Raw genomic sequence first — 13,975 nt, forward strand, 5'->3', positions numbered from 1 at the left:
GCCCCTCGCTAGTCCGCCGCCACCAGCTCCAGCCCCTGCAATGCGGTACGCACAGCCGGGGTGGTGACGGGGCCGCGGGCCACGATGCGGCCGGCGTCCAGCACCAGGATGGTGTCGGCTTGGGCGAAGGCGGCTTCGTTGTAGGTGTGGGTGATCATCAAAAACCCCTGCGGCATGGCGAACAGGTCACGGAGCAGGCCGGCGGCGATGTGGGGATCCAGGACGGTGGTCAGCTCGTCAAAAACGTAGTAGTCGGCGCCGCGCAGGAAGAGCCGCGCCAAGGCGAGGCGCTGCTGCTCGCCACCGGACAGGGTCGGGTCGGCCGCGCCGACTGTGGTGTCGAGGCTGTGGGCCGCTAGCCACGGGCCGAGCCCCGCGCGCTGCATGGCAGCGCTCATTGCGGCATCCGAGTAGGTGTCACTGAACAGGCCGAGGTTCTCGCGCACGGTGCCGGTGAACACGTGGCCGGCCTGGGTCATGAAGCCGATGCGCGCATACGCCGCCGCCCGCGCCAGCGCAGTGGCCGGGACACCGAACAGCGTCGCGGTGCCCTCGGTTGGCGCCAACTCACCGAGGAGCAACCGTACCAGGGTCGTTTTGCCACTGCCGCTGGCGCCCACCAGCAACACTTTTTGCCCCGGGGTCAGGGTCAAGTCGAGGGCGGCCAGCACGTCGCGCCCTGCCGCGGTGAAACCGGCCTGGCGCAGCGCGGCGATCGGCGTGGTGACCTGCGGCTGGGCGGTGCCGGCCGCCGCCGCGACCGGGGCGTCGATGAAGGCGGCAAGCTTCTGGGCCGCCCGCGCGCCGCCGATCAGGGTCGGAATGTCCTGGGTCAACGACATCATCGGGAAGGTCAGGTAGCCGGTCAGGGTGCTGAAGACGACCATCTGCCCCATGTCCATCTGGCCGCGCTGCACCATTACGGCGCCGAGGAACCAGGCGGCCATGTAGGTGATGTCGTTGAGCATGGCGGAAATCGCGAAGCTGGTGGCGGCCAGGCGGGTGTTGCGCGTCTGGGCGTTGAACAGCGCGGCATTCAGCTGCTCGTGCTGGTGCTTGGCGGCCGGCCCGGCCAGCGCGTACTTCAGCGTCGCGAAGCCACTGAGCAGGTCGGTGGCCTTGGCGGCGTACGCGTCGATGGCGGCAACCTGCTCATCCGAGGCGCGGCTCAGCACTTTTTTGAGCAAAAACGGAAACACCAGCGCCGGAATGCTGAGCAGGAAAATCAGGCCGGTCACCAGCGGACTAATGGCCAGGGTGGACGCGGTCGCGATCAGCATCTGCACGCTGATGTAAAACAGCCACAGCGCCTCGCCGAAGAAGCTCTGGGTCACGTTGTCCAGCTGCTTGGTCAGCTTGCCGATCATGGTGCCGACGCCCACCTGCGCAAAATCGGCCGGCGACTCAGCGAAGGCGTGCGCCATCAGCGCGGTGCGCGCCCGCTTAGCCGCCCGCCACTTCAGCCGCGGGCGCAGGAACTGGTCGAGCCCGCCGATCGAATCCATCACGATCATGTACAAGACAAAGAAGCCGCCGAGGGTGACCAGGTCCCCCGCCCGCTTGCCGGTGGCGATGTCCACCACCAGCTGTAAGAGAAAGCTCCAGCCCACGTACCCACAGACAGCCATGACGCTGACCGTGAGCGTGAGGGCAAGCTCCCCTTTGTTTTTCGTGAGATACTTTAACATTGACTTCTCCCCTGTGTCGGCAAGGCAAACCAGTCACTGATTCAATTGATCGCGCTCGCTTGCACCGAACCCACACAAACTAAGCCGGCCAAAAATCTGGCCTGCGCCGACGGTTTGCATTGTGAGCCATTAGATGCGCACGAGGCTGATCCCTCTTTTCGTTCTTCTTGGCTTTGATTGTACGCGCCAGATGAGAAAACTGCAATTCATTTCTCATCTAGCGCAACACGAAAACCGCCAACGCAGCGATCAGCGTTAGCGGTCCCTCAAGTCACATTCAGTTCAAACTCAGCGGCACGGCGCCCAAAGCTTGGCGGCGCGCGGTGTTGGTCGCCTTGCGCGCGGCGTAGCCTGCGGCCAAGGCGGCGCCTTCCGGATCATCGGCGACCAGTGGTGGCAGCGTGATGCCAGGCACGGCGACGAAGGTGGAAAAGGCGGTGGCCACCAGCGTCCGCTGGCCGGTGGCGAGGTCCTCGGTGATGGCCTTGGTGAAGACCTCCATTGAGCGGCCACCGGCACCGGTGACGATGCTGTGGTACTCGATGGCATCCCCCAGCCGCGTCGGCGCGAGGAAGGTCATCTGGTCGATGGCGCCGGTCGCCATTTCGCTGCGGGCCAGGCGGTGCGCAGACACGCTGGCGGCCTCATCTAGCCAGTACAGGATCTGGCCGCCGTACAGGGAATCGTGCTCATTCATCTGGGCCGGGAACACGCGGTGCGTGGTGACGGCCTTGGTTTGACTCATTTTCATGCGCTACTTCTCTTCGTAAAGGTCAGCTGGCACTTGCGCCAGCAGCGGCGACAACTCGGGGCTCGCGAACAGGACCAGACGGTGCATCGCGCGGCTGGCAATGGTGTACAGCAACTCGCGCTCGTCCTCCGCGTGAAAATGCGCGGCGTTGGCCTGCCACAGCATCACGGCGTCGAACTCCAGCCCCTTGGCCAGGTACGATGGAACCACGATGACCCCGGCGGCCAGCCGCTGGTTCTCACTCTTGATCAGCGTCACCGCGATGCCGGCCTGCTTCAACGCGTCCGCCACCCGCTCGGCGTCGGCTAGCGTCTTGGCGATGACCGCGGTGGTCAGTTTGGCGGCGTTGTCCGTGTCGATCTGGCTGATCAGCGCCTGCATCAGCTCGTCTTCCGAAGCGCGCCGGTACACGGCCGGCAGCGGGCCCTGGCGGTTGAAGGCGTCGATCTGCTGACCGGACTTCAGGATGGCCTTGGTGAACTCGGTCACCTGCTTGGTCGAGCGGTACGACTGGGTCAGCTGCACGACGCGTGTTTTTTCCGGGTCAAACAGCTTCGCAACGTCCTGGATCAGCGTGTGCGAATCACCCTTGGTGAAAATGGCCTGGTTCAGGTCGCCCAGCAGCGTGAACTTGGCCTTCGGGAAACTCGTGCGTAAGTACGCCAGCTGATACGGCGTGTAATCCTGGATCTCGTCGATGAAAACGTAGCGCATGTTGCGCTCGCCGTGACGGCCGGTCATCAGGTCGTACAGGTACAGGTACGGCGTGGCGTCGGCCATGGTCAGCTGGCGGCTGCGGAAGTCGGTCAAAAAGGCATCGACGTCGGCGTCCCAAGTGATCGCACTCAGCCCGAAGTCGGCGAGGGCCACGAACTGGCCGGCGGCGCGCAGGAAGGCCATGTACTGCCCGCGCACGTTCAGGAAGTGGTTGCGCACGATCGCCGTCTGAATTTCCTTGAAGGCGTCCAGCACGATTTTACGCGCGAAGAACTTGTACTCGGCGTCGGAGTCCTTGAACTCGCTTGGGCCATCGTTTTGAAGCGCGCGGATGCGCTCGTCCGACAGGTTCTCGACGGCTTCTTGCACCCAGTTGGCGCGCATTTCGCTGTCGACGCGCCGGTTGAGCATGTTGATCAGGCGCTCCTTGGTGGCGGTCAGGCGGTTGCCGAGGTGGTAGTTCTCGTTGTAACTGTAAAAGATCTCGGCGATCTTCTTCTTGGAGAAGAAAACCTGATCATGGAAGCGAATGTCGCGGAAGCGCATGCCGCTTGCTTCCAGCGTCTGCGCGTACTGCTTGGTCGCGTTGAAAAAGGCCAGACTACCCTTGAGGCGCGCCACCTTTTTGTCCGTGTCCGTTTTGACCGCCGAGAACTGCGCGAAGAGGTTCTGCACGTCGATGTTCGGCACGCGGCGCGTCACGTACTGGTAGTAGGTGAACTGAACCATGTTCTGCTCGCCCAGCTCCGGCAGCACGTTGCCAATGTAATCGGAGAACAGCTGGTTCGGCGAGAACATGATCACCTGGCTGGCGGTCAGGTTGCCGCGATAGCGATACAGGAGGTAGGCCACGCGCTGCAGCACGGCGCTGGTTTTCCCAGAGCCCGCCGCGCCTTGCACGAACAGCAGATCCGCCGTGGTGTCGCGGATGATCTGGTCTTGCTCGCGCTGGATCGTGGTGACGATGCTCTTCATCTGCGTGTCGGACTTTTCGCCCAGCACCTCGAGCAGCATCTGGTCGCCGATGGTTTCCGTCGTGTCAAACATCGTCTGAATCTTGCCGTCCGCGATCACGAACTGGCGCTTCAAGTCGACGTTAACGGTCTGCGGGCCGTCCGGCGTCTGGTACGTGACCGCGCCGAGGCCGCCGTCATAGTAAATAGAAGAAATCGGTGCACGCCAGTCGTAGATCAGGAACTTGCCCTTGGTGTCAGTGAAGGAACCGAGGCCGATGTAGATCGTCTCCGGCTTGGCGATGCCTTCTTGGAAGTCGATGCGGGCGAAAAACGGGTTAACCGTCAGCCGGCGCACGGTGGCCAGCTGCTGAGTGGACTGCCGCCAGGAGTTCGACCGCTCGTCGAGCATCTGTTGCTGCTGCTGGATGGAGGCCGCCGTTTCGATGGCCTCGGCGTCGTTGCTCAGGTTAATGGAGAAATCGCTGAAGAAGTTCTTGTTCAGCGACTGCTCCTCCGCCTTGGTGCGCGCGATCTCTTCGCTCAGGCGCGCATCCGCCGCCGTCAGCTGCTTCATGATGCCGTCCAGATGGGTCTGTTCCAATGCTTGCTCTTGCTCTGCCATGGAAGCTGTCCCTCCTCAATCAAATTATTGGATATATTATCTTACCACTTTGTCGCCCGCGATGCCACTGTGGGGGCTTGCTTTCAGGTGCCGGGCAGGACAACCTCCGCAGAATTTGGGCTGGAACGTGGTGGCCGCGCTTTGAGCCTCAAAAAGCGAGTCTCAAAGTCGCGGCTTGTTCTAAGTCAACAAAAATCGTTGACTAAGAACAACGACACCACTGAGCCCATTCTGCTGCGGTTGTCCTGCCCTACTGTGGTGCTCTAATGAAACCACGCGATGCCGTATTTGTGACGACACAGCATCCGAGGCTTTCTTGCCCAAATGCTGCAGTCTTGGCTTCGATAAAGGCCAGCGCCTGACCTAACCAGTAATCGTGCACAACTCGCCGCCAAGGGCCATCGCTATCGTCAGTTAGCCCTACCCACGCCCGCCGAACCAGCGGGTGTAGCTGGCGATCAGGGTGCCCACGGCCAGGCCGATGGCGACGCCGAGCAGGATCTTGTGGAACGGCCAGCCGATCAGCAGCCCGATGAGCGCGCCAGTGCCGGTGATGACAGATTTGCGGTTCATGGGAACACTTCCTTTATAATCAGGTATAATTGCGGTATCTTTGACTAACCATTGTACCGGAAAGGCATTGTGATGGAAAGTATTTCACTTTTGATTGTTCTCTTTGCGGCGCTGGTCATCCCCCTGACGATGGCCAAGCTACGCATCACCAGCACCCCGACCGCCGTGGCGGAGATCGTCGTCGGCATCTTGCTGGGCAAAAGCCTGCTGGGCTGGGTCACCGCCACCGCGGTGCTGACGCAGCTGCGCAAGCTCGGGGTCATCGTCCTGATTTTTCTGTCCGGCATGGAAATCGACTTTTCCCTGTTCAAGCCGACGAAAAACGACGACCGCATCGGCCCGGCGAAGCTCGCGCTGCTCGGGTACGCCAGCATCGTGGCGTTGAGCGCCGGCTTCAGCGCGCTGCTCGCCTGGTGGGGGCTGTACGACCACATTGGCTTTGCCACCATCATCTTCTCGACGGTGGCGCTGGGGGTGGTGATCGCGGCGCTCAAGGAAAAGGAGCTGCTGAGCAAACCCTTCGGCCAAACGATGCTGCTGCTGGCGGCGCTGGGCGAAATCGTGCCGCTGATCGCGCTGACGGTGTACGCCAGCCTGGTGGGCTCGGCGTCGCGCTCGGTGTGGTGGCTGCTGCTGATTTTTCTGGCGGCCATCGTCCTCTTGCTGCGCTTTCGCAAGCCGTACCAGTGGTTCGCCAAAATCGATAAGAGCACCACGCAGTTGGACATCCGCCTGGCGTTCTTTCTGATCATCACGCTGGTCACGATCGCCGAGTCGGTGGGGGCCGAGAACATCCTCGGCGCCTTTCTCGCCGGGATGGTGATGAAGTTGCTACGGCCGCGCGAGGAGACGCAGGACAAGCTGACCAGCCTCGGCTACGGCTTTTTCATCCCGATCTTCTTCATCATGACCGGCGCCAACATCGACCTGCACGCCCTGTTGGCCGACCGCCAGAGCCTGGCGCTGATCCCGGTGCTGTTGGTGGGCTTTCTCGTGGCCAAGCTCGGGTTGGTGCCGCTGTTGCGCCTGCGGTTTCGCCAGCATAACGCGCTGGCTGGCACGTTTTTGATCGCCACCACCATCACGCTGGTCATTCCCACACTGACGGTCGGCAAAACGCTGGGTATCATCACGGTGCAGCAAAGTGGCGCGTTCACGCTGGCCGCCATCATCACCTGCGTCACCGCGCCGATCCTGTTCAACCGCTTTTACGTCGCCGAAAAGGAGCCGCTCAAGAAGACGCGGGTGCACTTCATCGGCGTCAACCTGCTGACGATACCGATCGCCCAGCAGCTGTCCCGCGGGCTGTACGACATCACGATGTACACCGACGACCCGGAGAAGTACACGACCTACAACTCCGAGGCCAACGTCCGCCTGCTGCGTCAGTTCTCCGAAGGCGCGCTGCGTGAGGCCGGTGCGTTTGACACCGATATTCTGATGCTCGCCTACTTCGACCACGCCAAGAACTACCAGCTGGCGCAGTGGGCCATCGGGGCCCAGGTGCCGCGCATCATCGCGCGCTTCGAGGCCAAAAACGTGGCAGACGGCCAGTATGATGAGCTGGCCGCACAGGGGGTGGAGATCTTCAACACCTTTGACGCCAATATCTCCCTGCTGCGCAGCCTGATCGAGTCGCCATCGACGCTGAAGATCCTCGACGATACCGAATCCGGGATCTTCGAGATCACGGTCCTCAACCGCCGCTTCACCGGCATGGAGGTCAAAAACCTGCCGTTCATCGACGCCATCACGATCTCGCAGATCTTCCGCGAGAATCACTTCATCGCCCCGCACGGTGACACCCAGATCCACCTGGGCGACCACCTGATCTTCACCGGCAACAAACAGGCCGTCGCCGACATCCGCCGGCAGATGGAGACTCGCAACTAACCGCCACCAGCCGATCACAGACTGGCGCCTGCTCCGCACGCAAAAACCGCGTTTCGCATCGCCAAATAGGCGGGCGGAACGCGGTTTTCAGAATTCTTTGCACCGGCGCTGTGTTGATGTGCAATAACTGCGGTTGAGCCAGCGTGAATGAATTCAAAAGCTCCAACAGCAGAAGGCAAAAGATACACTCTAGGACTTATTGACGCATCCACTGTAGGGAATAGGCATAGATTGATTTTCAACGACTGAAACGTCCTAGCAAATCACGCCAATGGGAAACTATAGAAATCACACTAGGTTAGTTGTTCATGTGACCGGAGATTGACTTATCCTTAACCGGTGAGACGCTGGTGTCAATCCCAACGGCTTTCGAGAGTTGAGCCGAGAGCACTTGGAACGGAACCGTGTAGAAAACAGGAGACAAAAGCGCGGTCGTCTTAACGCTAAACTGAAGGTCTTTGCTAGTAGCATCGAAATCTTCGCCAGAGATAACGAAAACATGTTCCGTCCACGCTCGACGATAGTAAGCCGCAATATCTTTCATCCGGTCGAACTCAGGCCCCGCGTTGCCACCAATAAGAAAGATGTAGTTATCCGAATTATAGGCGCGTAATGGACCATGAAGCTGCTCTTCCATCTCGTAGGCAGTACTCGGCCGGCCAAACGTTTCAAAGAACTTGAGGCGCGCTTCTTGAGCGGTCGGGAAGTTATACCCGTAGCCTGCAATCGAAGATTTCTGCATTTTAACCAGCTCATTCGCAGTGGCTTCGTACCAGTTCTTACTTTCAGCAACGACTGTAGTATAGTCGTTAACTGCCTGCTGGGCATCGGCGTCAAGCAACTTGTATTTTTCGTTGCCAATCAAGCCCTTAGCCTTGGCCACCTCGAGTGCCAAAATGTAGAACTGGAAAAGCGTTTCAGTGTACCCACGAGTCTCAGGTCCAATCTGTTCTTCTTCGCAGACCAAGTGCAAGTAGTGACTTGTTATCCGTTCGATTGGAGCACCAAGCTCTTCAGATACGCCAACGGTCGTATATCCCTCATCCACTGCGCGCTGCAACGCTTCACAAGTGGAGAGAGAATCACCGTGTTGTGACAAACCAATCACCAAAATCTGATCTGGGCGAAAAGCGCTACTTGGGTTTATGCTCTCAGAGTAAGTGAAGATGGTCGGCTCAACCGCAACGCCTTCAATCTGGAGCAACTTAACGAACGTGTTGCGGACGACACGCATCGCGTTATATGACGTCCCAGATCCAGTAAAGTAGATTTTCTTGTAGTCACCTTTAGCCAACAGGTTGATAAAGTCTGCACCGTAGTCTGCCCGTTCATCATAAGCTCGTTGTAGGACCCGTCCGGTATCTTCAATGTGATCCATCATCGTTAATCTAGCCATTAGTAAAAACCTCCAATTAATTTAGTGGTTGAACTTGTCCACGCGCCAATTGACGCAGTTGATTCATGTAAGTTGCTTCGATTAATGGTTCATCTAGTAATTCTGTAAGCCTAGTGAGCCGGTAAAGAAGGACCATTTTCGCTTCTGGTGTTTGCTCTTCTGCCAGCTGTTGGGCCAAGATTGGTTCAAGCTCAGGATCGTGGACAATGTAGATTCTGTGCAAAACATCGAGTTCCGTTCGAACTTCGGAAAATTGGTTCGCCGTTGACTGCAATACAGGCTCTAACGCCAAAGCGGCAGCCTGTTCACCGTTTTCCAAGTCAAACGCATACGCCTTCATCAAGCAGATTACGGTATCTCGATTGCGCACTGGCTGTGCCACCAGTTGAGCAATTGAGGTTTGCAACCGGCTCGTATCTTCCCAAACCAGTTCGTAATTGACTTTCATGATTAGGCGAGTCACGCGATTAAAGAAAAATTTGGCCACCGGTGTAGCGAGCAATGCGGTGTATGCTTGACGGTTACCACGCTGCTGCGCGGCGAGCAACTCTTGTAGCAAGTGAGCGCGAGCGCTCCCTTGCAACCAGGCAACCAAGACGATTGCCAACATAATCAACACGACCAACCAAAGTGCCATTCCGTTACCTCCAAAGGATCATAAAAGACCAACCGTTACGGCAAGAACGGCTAAGACAATCAAGCCAATCAGAATGACCGTTCCGTTAACCTGTTTCTTAAGCAATCCATAGCACCCGAATGTCAATAATAATGGGAGCAGGTCAGGCATCAACGAATCAAACGTGTCTTGCATGCTGACCTTCGTTCCTCCAAGGTGCAAAACGAGTGGGACTTTGATTACAACCATGGAAGCAATCATCGCGCCAATCACAATCAGTCCTAGAATTTTAGCGGATTCAGTCAGCTTTTCAAGTGTGCCATCCTCTTGGATACGAGTGAGAAACTTGTTACCGCCTTGGTAGGTCAATTTAAATCCGTACCAGCGAAGCAGTTCACTCGGGAGCACGTTGATCAAGACGTACAACAACGGCCCAAGCAGGCTTCCTTTGACCGCCAGAGGCGCGCCGACGCCTACCCCAATTACGCGTAGCGTCCCCCAGAACATCGAATCACCAATCCCGGCCAATGGCCCCATAAGGGCAGACTTGACGGCGTTAATTGAGGTGGCATCAAAGTCAGGAGTATTGGCGTTTTGCTCCTCCATCGCACAGCTGATTCCAAGAATCAGCGGTGAAGTGGAGGTTGAACAATTAAAGAATTCAAGGTGTCGTTGGTAGCCAGCCTTAAGGGCCTCGGGGTCATCTCCGTATAGCCGCTTGAGCACTGGGGTCATAGACCAAGCATACCCGAGCGACATCTGTCGTTCGTAGTTGAACGCCCCCAGCAGTTGATAGTGGCGCCACATCACACTGCGCAGGTCTTTTTTTGTCAGTTTCTTTTCACCGTTCGTGTCCATCAGAGCACCTCCTCACGTTGTTGTGGTTTGAACTGGAAGTAGATATAGGCGATGATGCCACCTAGCATCGCAGCGCCGATCATTGGCACCTTCAGGAATGCGACCAGTGAGAACCCTAGAAATAGAAATGGTGCGTATTTCTTGTCATATGTCAGAAGCATCAGCATTGCAATCCCCAGTGCGGGCAAAAGGTTACCAGATTGGGTCAGGCCGTCTTGTATGACCTTGGGAATCGCCTTGACGATTGCTTTAACTGCTGGTGCACCAACCGCGTATCCGACAATAATTGGCACAAATTTGGATAAAAACATAATGGTTGAGCCAGCCCACTGCCCGATTGGCAGCGCCTTCCAATTACCTTGGTCGATTTGATGGTCAACATAATGGGCAAATAGAGCGTTGAAACTACCCGCTGCAATCGCAATCATCTGCGCGATAAGTGCGATTGGAACGGCTAGTGTGAGTGTCGTCTGCCAGCTGGCACCGGTATGTATCGCTAGTGCAGTTGCCAACGCAGAACCCACTACAACGTCGGGTGGCGTCGTGGTGCCAATCCCAACCAGACCCATCCAAACTAATTCAAGTTGACCGCCGAGAATCAATCCGGTACGGAAATCACCCATGACCAGCCCAACCAGAGGCGCAATGATGATTGGGCGATCTAACATGTGTTGTCCACCAAGTCGACTCTCCATGTATACTAACGAGCCAACAAGGGCGACTAATAATCCTTGTACCATATTCAATCCCTCCTAATGTGAAAAGGCCTTTTTGATGCCGGCAAATCCGACGCGTTCTTGCGAAGGAGCCGTTTCAGCAAACACCTCGATGCCAGCAGCATTTAGTGCGCTGGCGGCGGTGAACTCGTCAATCGTCATCTTGACCCCCGCGGTAATAGCGACTGCTTGATCTGTAGCGTAGTGAATGCCGGCTGTTCCGACGTTTACCTTCTTAATGTCTGGGACGACCCGCGAGAGCGTCAATGCATCCGCAATGTTTGCGGTAACGACGAAAATCCTACGCGTCGCATATTTCGAATTATTCAGGATAGTCGCAGCGTCAGCCAAATTCTTGATAGCCATCGTAACCCCCGCGGGTTTAGCCATTTTCATCGTCATCTGTTGTAGATGATTACTGGCCGCTGCATCGTTAGCGACAAGTAAAATGCTGGGTTGCAAAGCATTGGTCCACGATACCGCCACCAAGCCATGAACAAGCCGATCATCTGCACGAACTAGTTCGATCATAGGTCCTCTTCCCCTTCCTGCTCTGCAAGGACATCATTCATATACACAACTTGTGTGCGCGCATTCTCGACCGCTTTACGGATACCATCGTCAGTGATTGGTGTCGGGTGGAGGATGAGCTCTAACAGCAATGATAGGTTGATCCCACTGATTACACGAACGCGGCTGACTGTGAGTTGCTCACAAGTAATGCGATTGACACTACCGCCGGGAAGATCTGTAAAAATAATAATCTCTGCGGGTGACAACTTCTTAAGTAGGGCGCGTAGACGTGGCTCGAATGACGTGTCGCCATCCACGTAAGCTGTCAATGCATGTAGGTTGGAAATATCACCGGCAAAGAAGCAAACAGCTTGAACAAAACCTGAAGCTAAAGTGCTGTGTGTGGCAATGATAAACTGGGTCATCTACAGGACTCCTTTCTCATGAAATTGTAATACGAGATCATGATATCACTGTATATACATTTGTCAACAAGGTGCAAAAAAAAACGTTGGGTGGTATAGTGTTTTATGAACTACAACGACGTTTAATGATTGGGTCTATAAAGCAGCATACAAATCAATATAAATGTATATATCTCAAAGAGGGACACGACGTGATACCAAAGTATAAGCAGGTCGAAGAACGATTCATACGTGAAATCAACAGCGGGAAGCTCACGGTCGGAGCACAGTTACCGGCCGAAACGTTGATCACTGAGGAAACAGGCTTTAGCCGGATGACGGTCAACAAGGCGCTGAAACAGTTAGAGCAGCAAGGTTATATCACACGAGTCTCAGGGAGAGGATCGTTTGTCAAAGCAAAAGCAATGACACGCAATGTTACGGATACCGTGGGGTTCTCTGAGTACATTCGAAGTAAGGGGATGACGCCAGGCTCTCAGTTACTCACCTATACACTGGTAGACTTAGCGGACGATCCAGCGCGCCGCGATGAACTTGAATTGGCCAACCTCGACAAAGTTCATAGAATTGAGCGACTACGCACTGGGGACGATATCCCTATCGCAATCACAGAGGATTATCTTGCGGCTAACTTAATCACGACATTAGACTCCGAGTTGCTCAACCATTCGTTATATGCGTATCTAGCGCGATTAAAAATTCCAATCCTCCAAAATTATGTCGAGATTAAGGCCTGCAGGGCAACGGCACGGCAACAGTCACTACTCAATCTCGACGATGATTTTATACTTGAGACAGTAGCTAACGTCGATACCATTACAACTGCAGGCCAGAGACAGCGCCTGGGTCGTTTTGCCTCGTACTACAACCCTAAACGCTTTACGTATCGGTTCGCTGCAAATAACTGAGGCGATGGCAGAGCCAAATAAAACACTATCAATTAGCGCAGCGCGTGATTGATAGTGTTTTATTTGGCTTAAATTTAAACGCAAATTTAAATGACAAAACTGATAAATCTTATCTGGCTTACTCTCCAAAAAATCATCCCTGATTTTCTTAGCCACGTCAAAAAATTCAGTGAAATAACAAAAAGGCTCCTCATTTCTGAGAAACCTTCAAGGGATAATAATTAAACTTCAACACCAATCGACAAACTTCTGGTTTTTGGCAAACTTATTGCGCCTTGGCGCAGTCGGCACACAGCCCGTAGAGTTCGAGCTTGTGGCCCGCAATGGTGGCGCCGGGCAGCTGGTTTTCAAAATAGCCAAGCGGACACATAGTCAGCTCCTGCACGCGGTGACAATTTTGACAAATGAAGTGGTGGTGGTGCGGGTGCTGGAAGTCACACTGCAACTTGACGGTCGCCTGCTCCCCCTGCACGTCGGCTTCGAGGATGCCGAGCTGCTCAAAGGCCTTGACGTTGCGGTAAATGGTGTCGTGCGACAAGCCGGGGTAGCGGCTGCGCATGTGCTTGTCGACCGCGGTCACGGTCACGTAGCTGTCCGTGTGCGCGGCCAGGTACGCCAGCAGGTCGCGGCGCTGCTTGGTCAGGCGCATTCCGCTGGCCTTGATCTTCTCGATGGCAATAGTGGCACTGGTCATTGGCTCGTCTCCCCTTAATCAGTCTGATTACGATTAAGCCCAGTCTACCACGCTTGGCTCATTCCGACAACTCTACGGCTGCCACCGCGAGCTGTTTCATGAAGGCGTCGATCTGCGCCTGTGCGGCCGCCCAGTCGTCGTTGACGATGACGTGCGCGTACGGTGCCAAGGCAGGCGGCAGCTGCAGGTCACGCTTGTATTCGGGGCTTTGCAGCCGCGCTTCTACCATCTCTGGCTGATCGCCGCGGTGGAGCAAGCGCTGGCGCAACACGCTGGGGTCGTCGATCGTGAGGTATAGCACGGCAATTTTGTTGCCCAGCTGATTCGCGTAGGTGATGGCACCCTTCGTGTCGAGCACGATGCTGACAAAATTGGCCCGCTGCCAGGCCGCGTCCAGCGACTCAAAGGAGCTGCCGTACTGATAGCCGGCGTAGGTCACATGCTCGATGTAGTGCTTGGTCGCAAAACTGGTCGGCGTCTCGAAGAAGTAATCGACCCCGTCCACCTCGCCGGGCCGCTTGGGCCGGGTCGTGTGGGTCATCACCCGCTCAATGTGGTAATGCTCACGCAGGTAGCGACTGACCGTCGTCTTCCCCGTCCCCGTCGCGCCTGTGATCACGATCAACTTTTGTGCCGTCACGATTCATCC

The 13,975-nt window shown here is 56.2% G+C and carries 14 protein-coding genes; 2 read left to right on the top strand and 12 right to left on the bottom strand.

Annotation, left to right across the window (positions count from 1 at the left end):
* Positions 1-8: 8 nt before the first annotated feature.
* The 4 genes from EKM88_RS05010 to EKM88_RS05025 all read right to left on the bottom strand — a co-directional run bounded on the left by EKM88_RS05010 (position 9) and on the right by EKM88_RS05025 (position 5,307).
* Positions 9-1,688 carry an ATP-binding cassette domain-containing protein gene (locus EKM88_RS05010; RefSeq protein ID WP_125703789.1) on the bottom strand — a complete coding sequence of 560 codons (1,680 nt, stop codon included), beginning with the start codon at positions 1,686-1,688 and terminating at the stop codon, positions 9-11.
* A 277-nt stretch (positions 1,689-1,965) separates the two neighbouring features.
* A complete protein-coding gene (locus tag EKM88_RS05015) occupies positions 1,966-2,439 on the bottom strand; it encodes an acyl-CoA thioesterase (RefSeq protein ID WP_125703791.1) in 474 nt (157 codons plus the stop codon).
* 3 nt (positions 2,440-2,442) lie between these two features.
* Positions 2,443-4,734 carry an RNA polymerase recycling motor HelD gene (gene helD / locus EKM88_RS05020; RefSeq protein ID WP_125703793.1) on the bottom strand — a complete coding sequence of 764 codons (2,292 nt, stop codon included), beginning with the start codon at positions 4,732-4,734 and terminating at the stop codon, positions 2,443-2,445.
* A 420-nt stretch (positions 4,735-5,154) separates the two neighbouring features.
* Positions 5,155-5,307: a Tat pathway signal protein gene (locus tag EKM88_RS05025; protein WP_125703795.1), complete on the bottom strand. Its 153-nt coding sequence runs from the start codon at positions 5,305-5,307 to the stop codon at positions 5,155-5,157.
* A gap of 72 nt (positions 5,308-5,379) precedes the next feature.
* Here EKM88_RS05025 and EKM88_RS05030 point away from each other — a divergent pair, with 72 nt between their 5' ends.
* Positions 5,380-7,200, top strand: coding sequence for a cation:proton antiporter domain-containing protein (locus tag EKM88_RS05030; protein WP_125703797.1), 1,821 nt, complete (start codon positions 5,380-5,382; stop codon positions 7,198-7,200).
* A 298-nt stretch (positions 7,201-7,498) separates the two neighbouring features.
* Here EKM88_RS05030 and EKM88_RS05035 read toward each other — a convergent pair whose 3' ends face one another.
* From EKM88_RS05035 to EKM88_RS05060, 6 genes are read right to left on the bottom strand one after another with little or no spacing between them, the layout of a single operon-like run.
* Positions 7,499-8,581: an SIS domain-containing protein gene (locus EKM88_RS05035; protein ID WP_164512004.1), complete on the bottom strand. Its 1,083-nt coding sequence runs from the start codon at positions 8,579-8,581 to the stop codon at positions 7,499-7,501.
* A 31-nt stretch (positions 8,582-8,612) separates the two neighbouring features.
* Entirely contained in the window at positions 8,613-9,233 is a 621-nt protein-coding gene (locus EKM88_RS05040) for a hypothetical protein (protein ID WP_125703801.1), read from the bottom strand.
* 18 nt (positions 9,234-9,251) lie between these two features.
* Positions 9,252-10,070, bottom strand: coding sequence for a PTS system mannose/fructose/sorbose family transporter subunit IID (locus tag EKM88_RS05045; protein WP_125703803.1), 819 nt, complete (start codon positions 10,068-10,070; stop codon positions 9,252-9,254).
* Positions 10,070-10,810 carry a PTS mannose/fructose/sorbose/N-acetylgalactosamine transporter subunit IIC gene (locus EKM88_RS05050; RefSeq protein WP_125703805.1) on the bottom strand — a complete coding sequence of 247 codons (741 nt, stop codon included), beginning with the start codon at positions 10,808-10,810 and terminating at the stop codon, positions 10,070-10,072. Before EKM88_RS05050 ends, EKM88_RS05045 begins: the two co-directional genes overlap by 1 nt.
* A 12-nt stretch (positions 10,811-10,822) precedes the next feature.
* Positions 10,823-11,317: a PTS sugar transporter subunit IIB gene (locus EKM88_RS05055; RefSeq protein ID WP_125703807.1), complete on the bottom strand. Its 495-nt coding sequence runs from the start codon at positions 11,315-11,317 to the stop codon at positions 10,823-10,825.
* Positions 11,314-11,724: a PTS sugar transporter subunit IIA gene (locus EKM88_RS05060; RefSeq protein WP_125703809.1), complete on the bottom strand. Its 411-nt coding sequence runs from the start codon at positions 11,722-11,724 to the stop codon at positions 11,314-11,316. The genes EKM88_RS05055 and EKM88_RS05060 overlap by 4 nt, the downstream gene beginning before the upstream one ends.
* Positions 11,725-11,795: 71 nt before the next feature.
* On the opposite strand from EKM88_RS05060, the gene EKM88_RS05065 reads away from it, so the two are divergent.
* Positions 11,796-12,632, top strand: a complete 837-nt coding sequence (locus EKM88_RS05065) for a GntR family transcriptional regulator (RefSeq protein WP_164512005.1) — start codon at positions 11,796-11,798, stop codon at positions 12,630-12,632.
* A 265-nt stretch (positions 12,633-12,897) separates the two neighbouring features.
* On the opposite strand, the gene EKM88_RS05070 is transcribed toward EKM88_RS05065, so the two are convergent.
* Both EKM88_RS05070 and EKM88_RS05075 read right to left on the bottom strand, forming a co-directional pair.
* On the bottom strand, positions 12,898-13,326 hold the full coding sequence (locus EKM88_RS05070) for a Fur family transcriptional regulator (protein WP_125703813.1): 429 nt from the start codon (positions 13,324-13,326) through the stop codon (positions 12,898-12,900).
* Positions 13,327-13,384: 58 nt separating this feature from the next.
* Positions 13,385-13,969 carry an AAA family ATPase gene (locus EKM88_RS05075; protein ID WP_125703815.1) on the bottom strand — a complete coding sequence of 195 codons (585 nt, stop codon included), beginning with the start codon at positions 13,967-13,969 and terminating at the stop codon, positions 13,385-13,387.
* Between the last annotated feature and the right edge of the window lie 6 nt (positions 13,970-13,975).

Source organism: Lacticaseibacillus daqingensis, assembly GCF_003946115.1.
In the GTDB taxonomy this organism is placed as follows: Bacteria; Bacillota; Bacilli; order Lactobacillales; family Lactobacillaceae; genus Lacticaseibacillus; species Lacticaseibacillus daqingensis.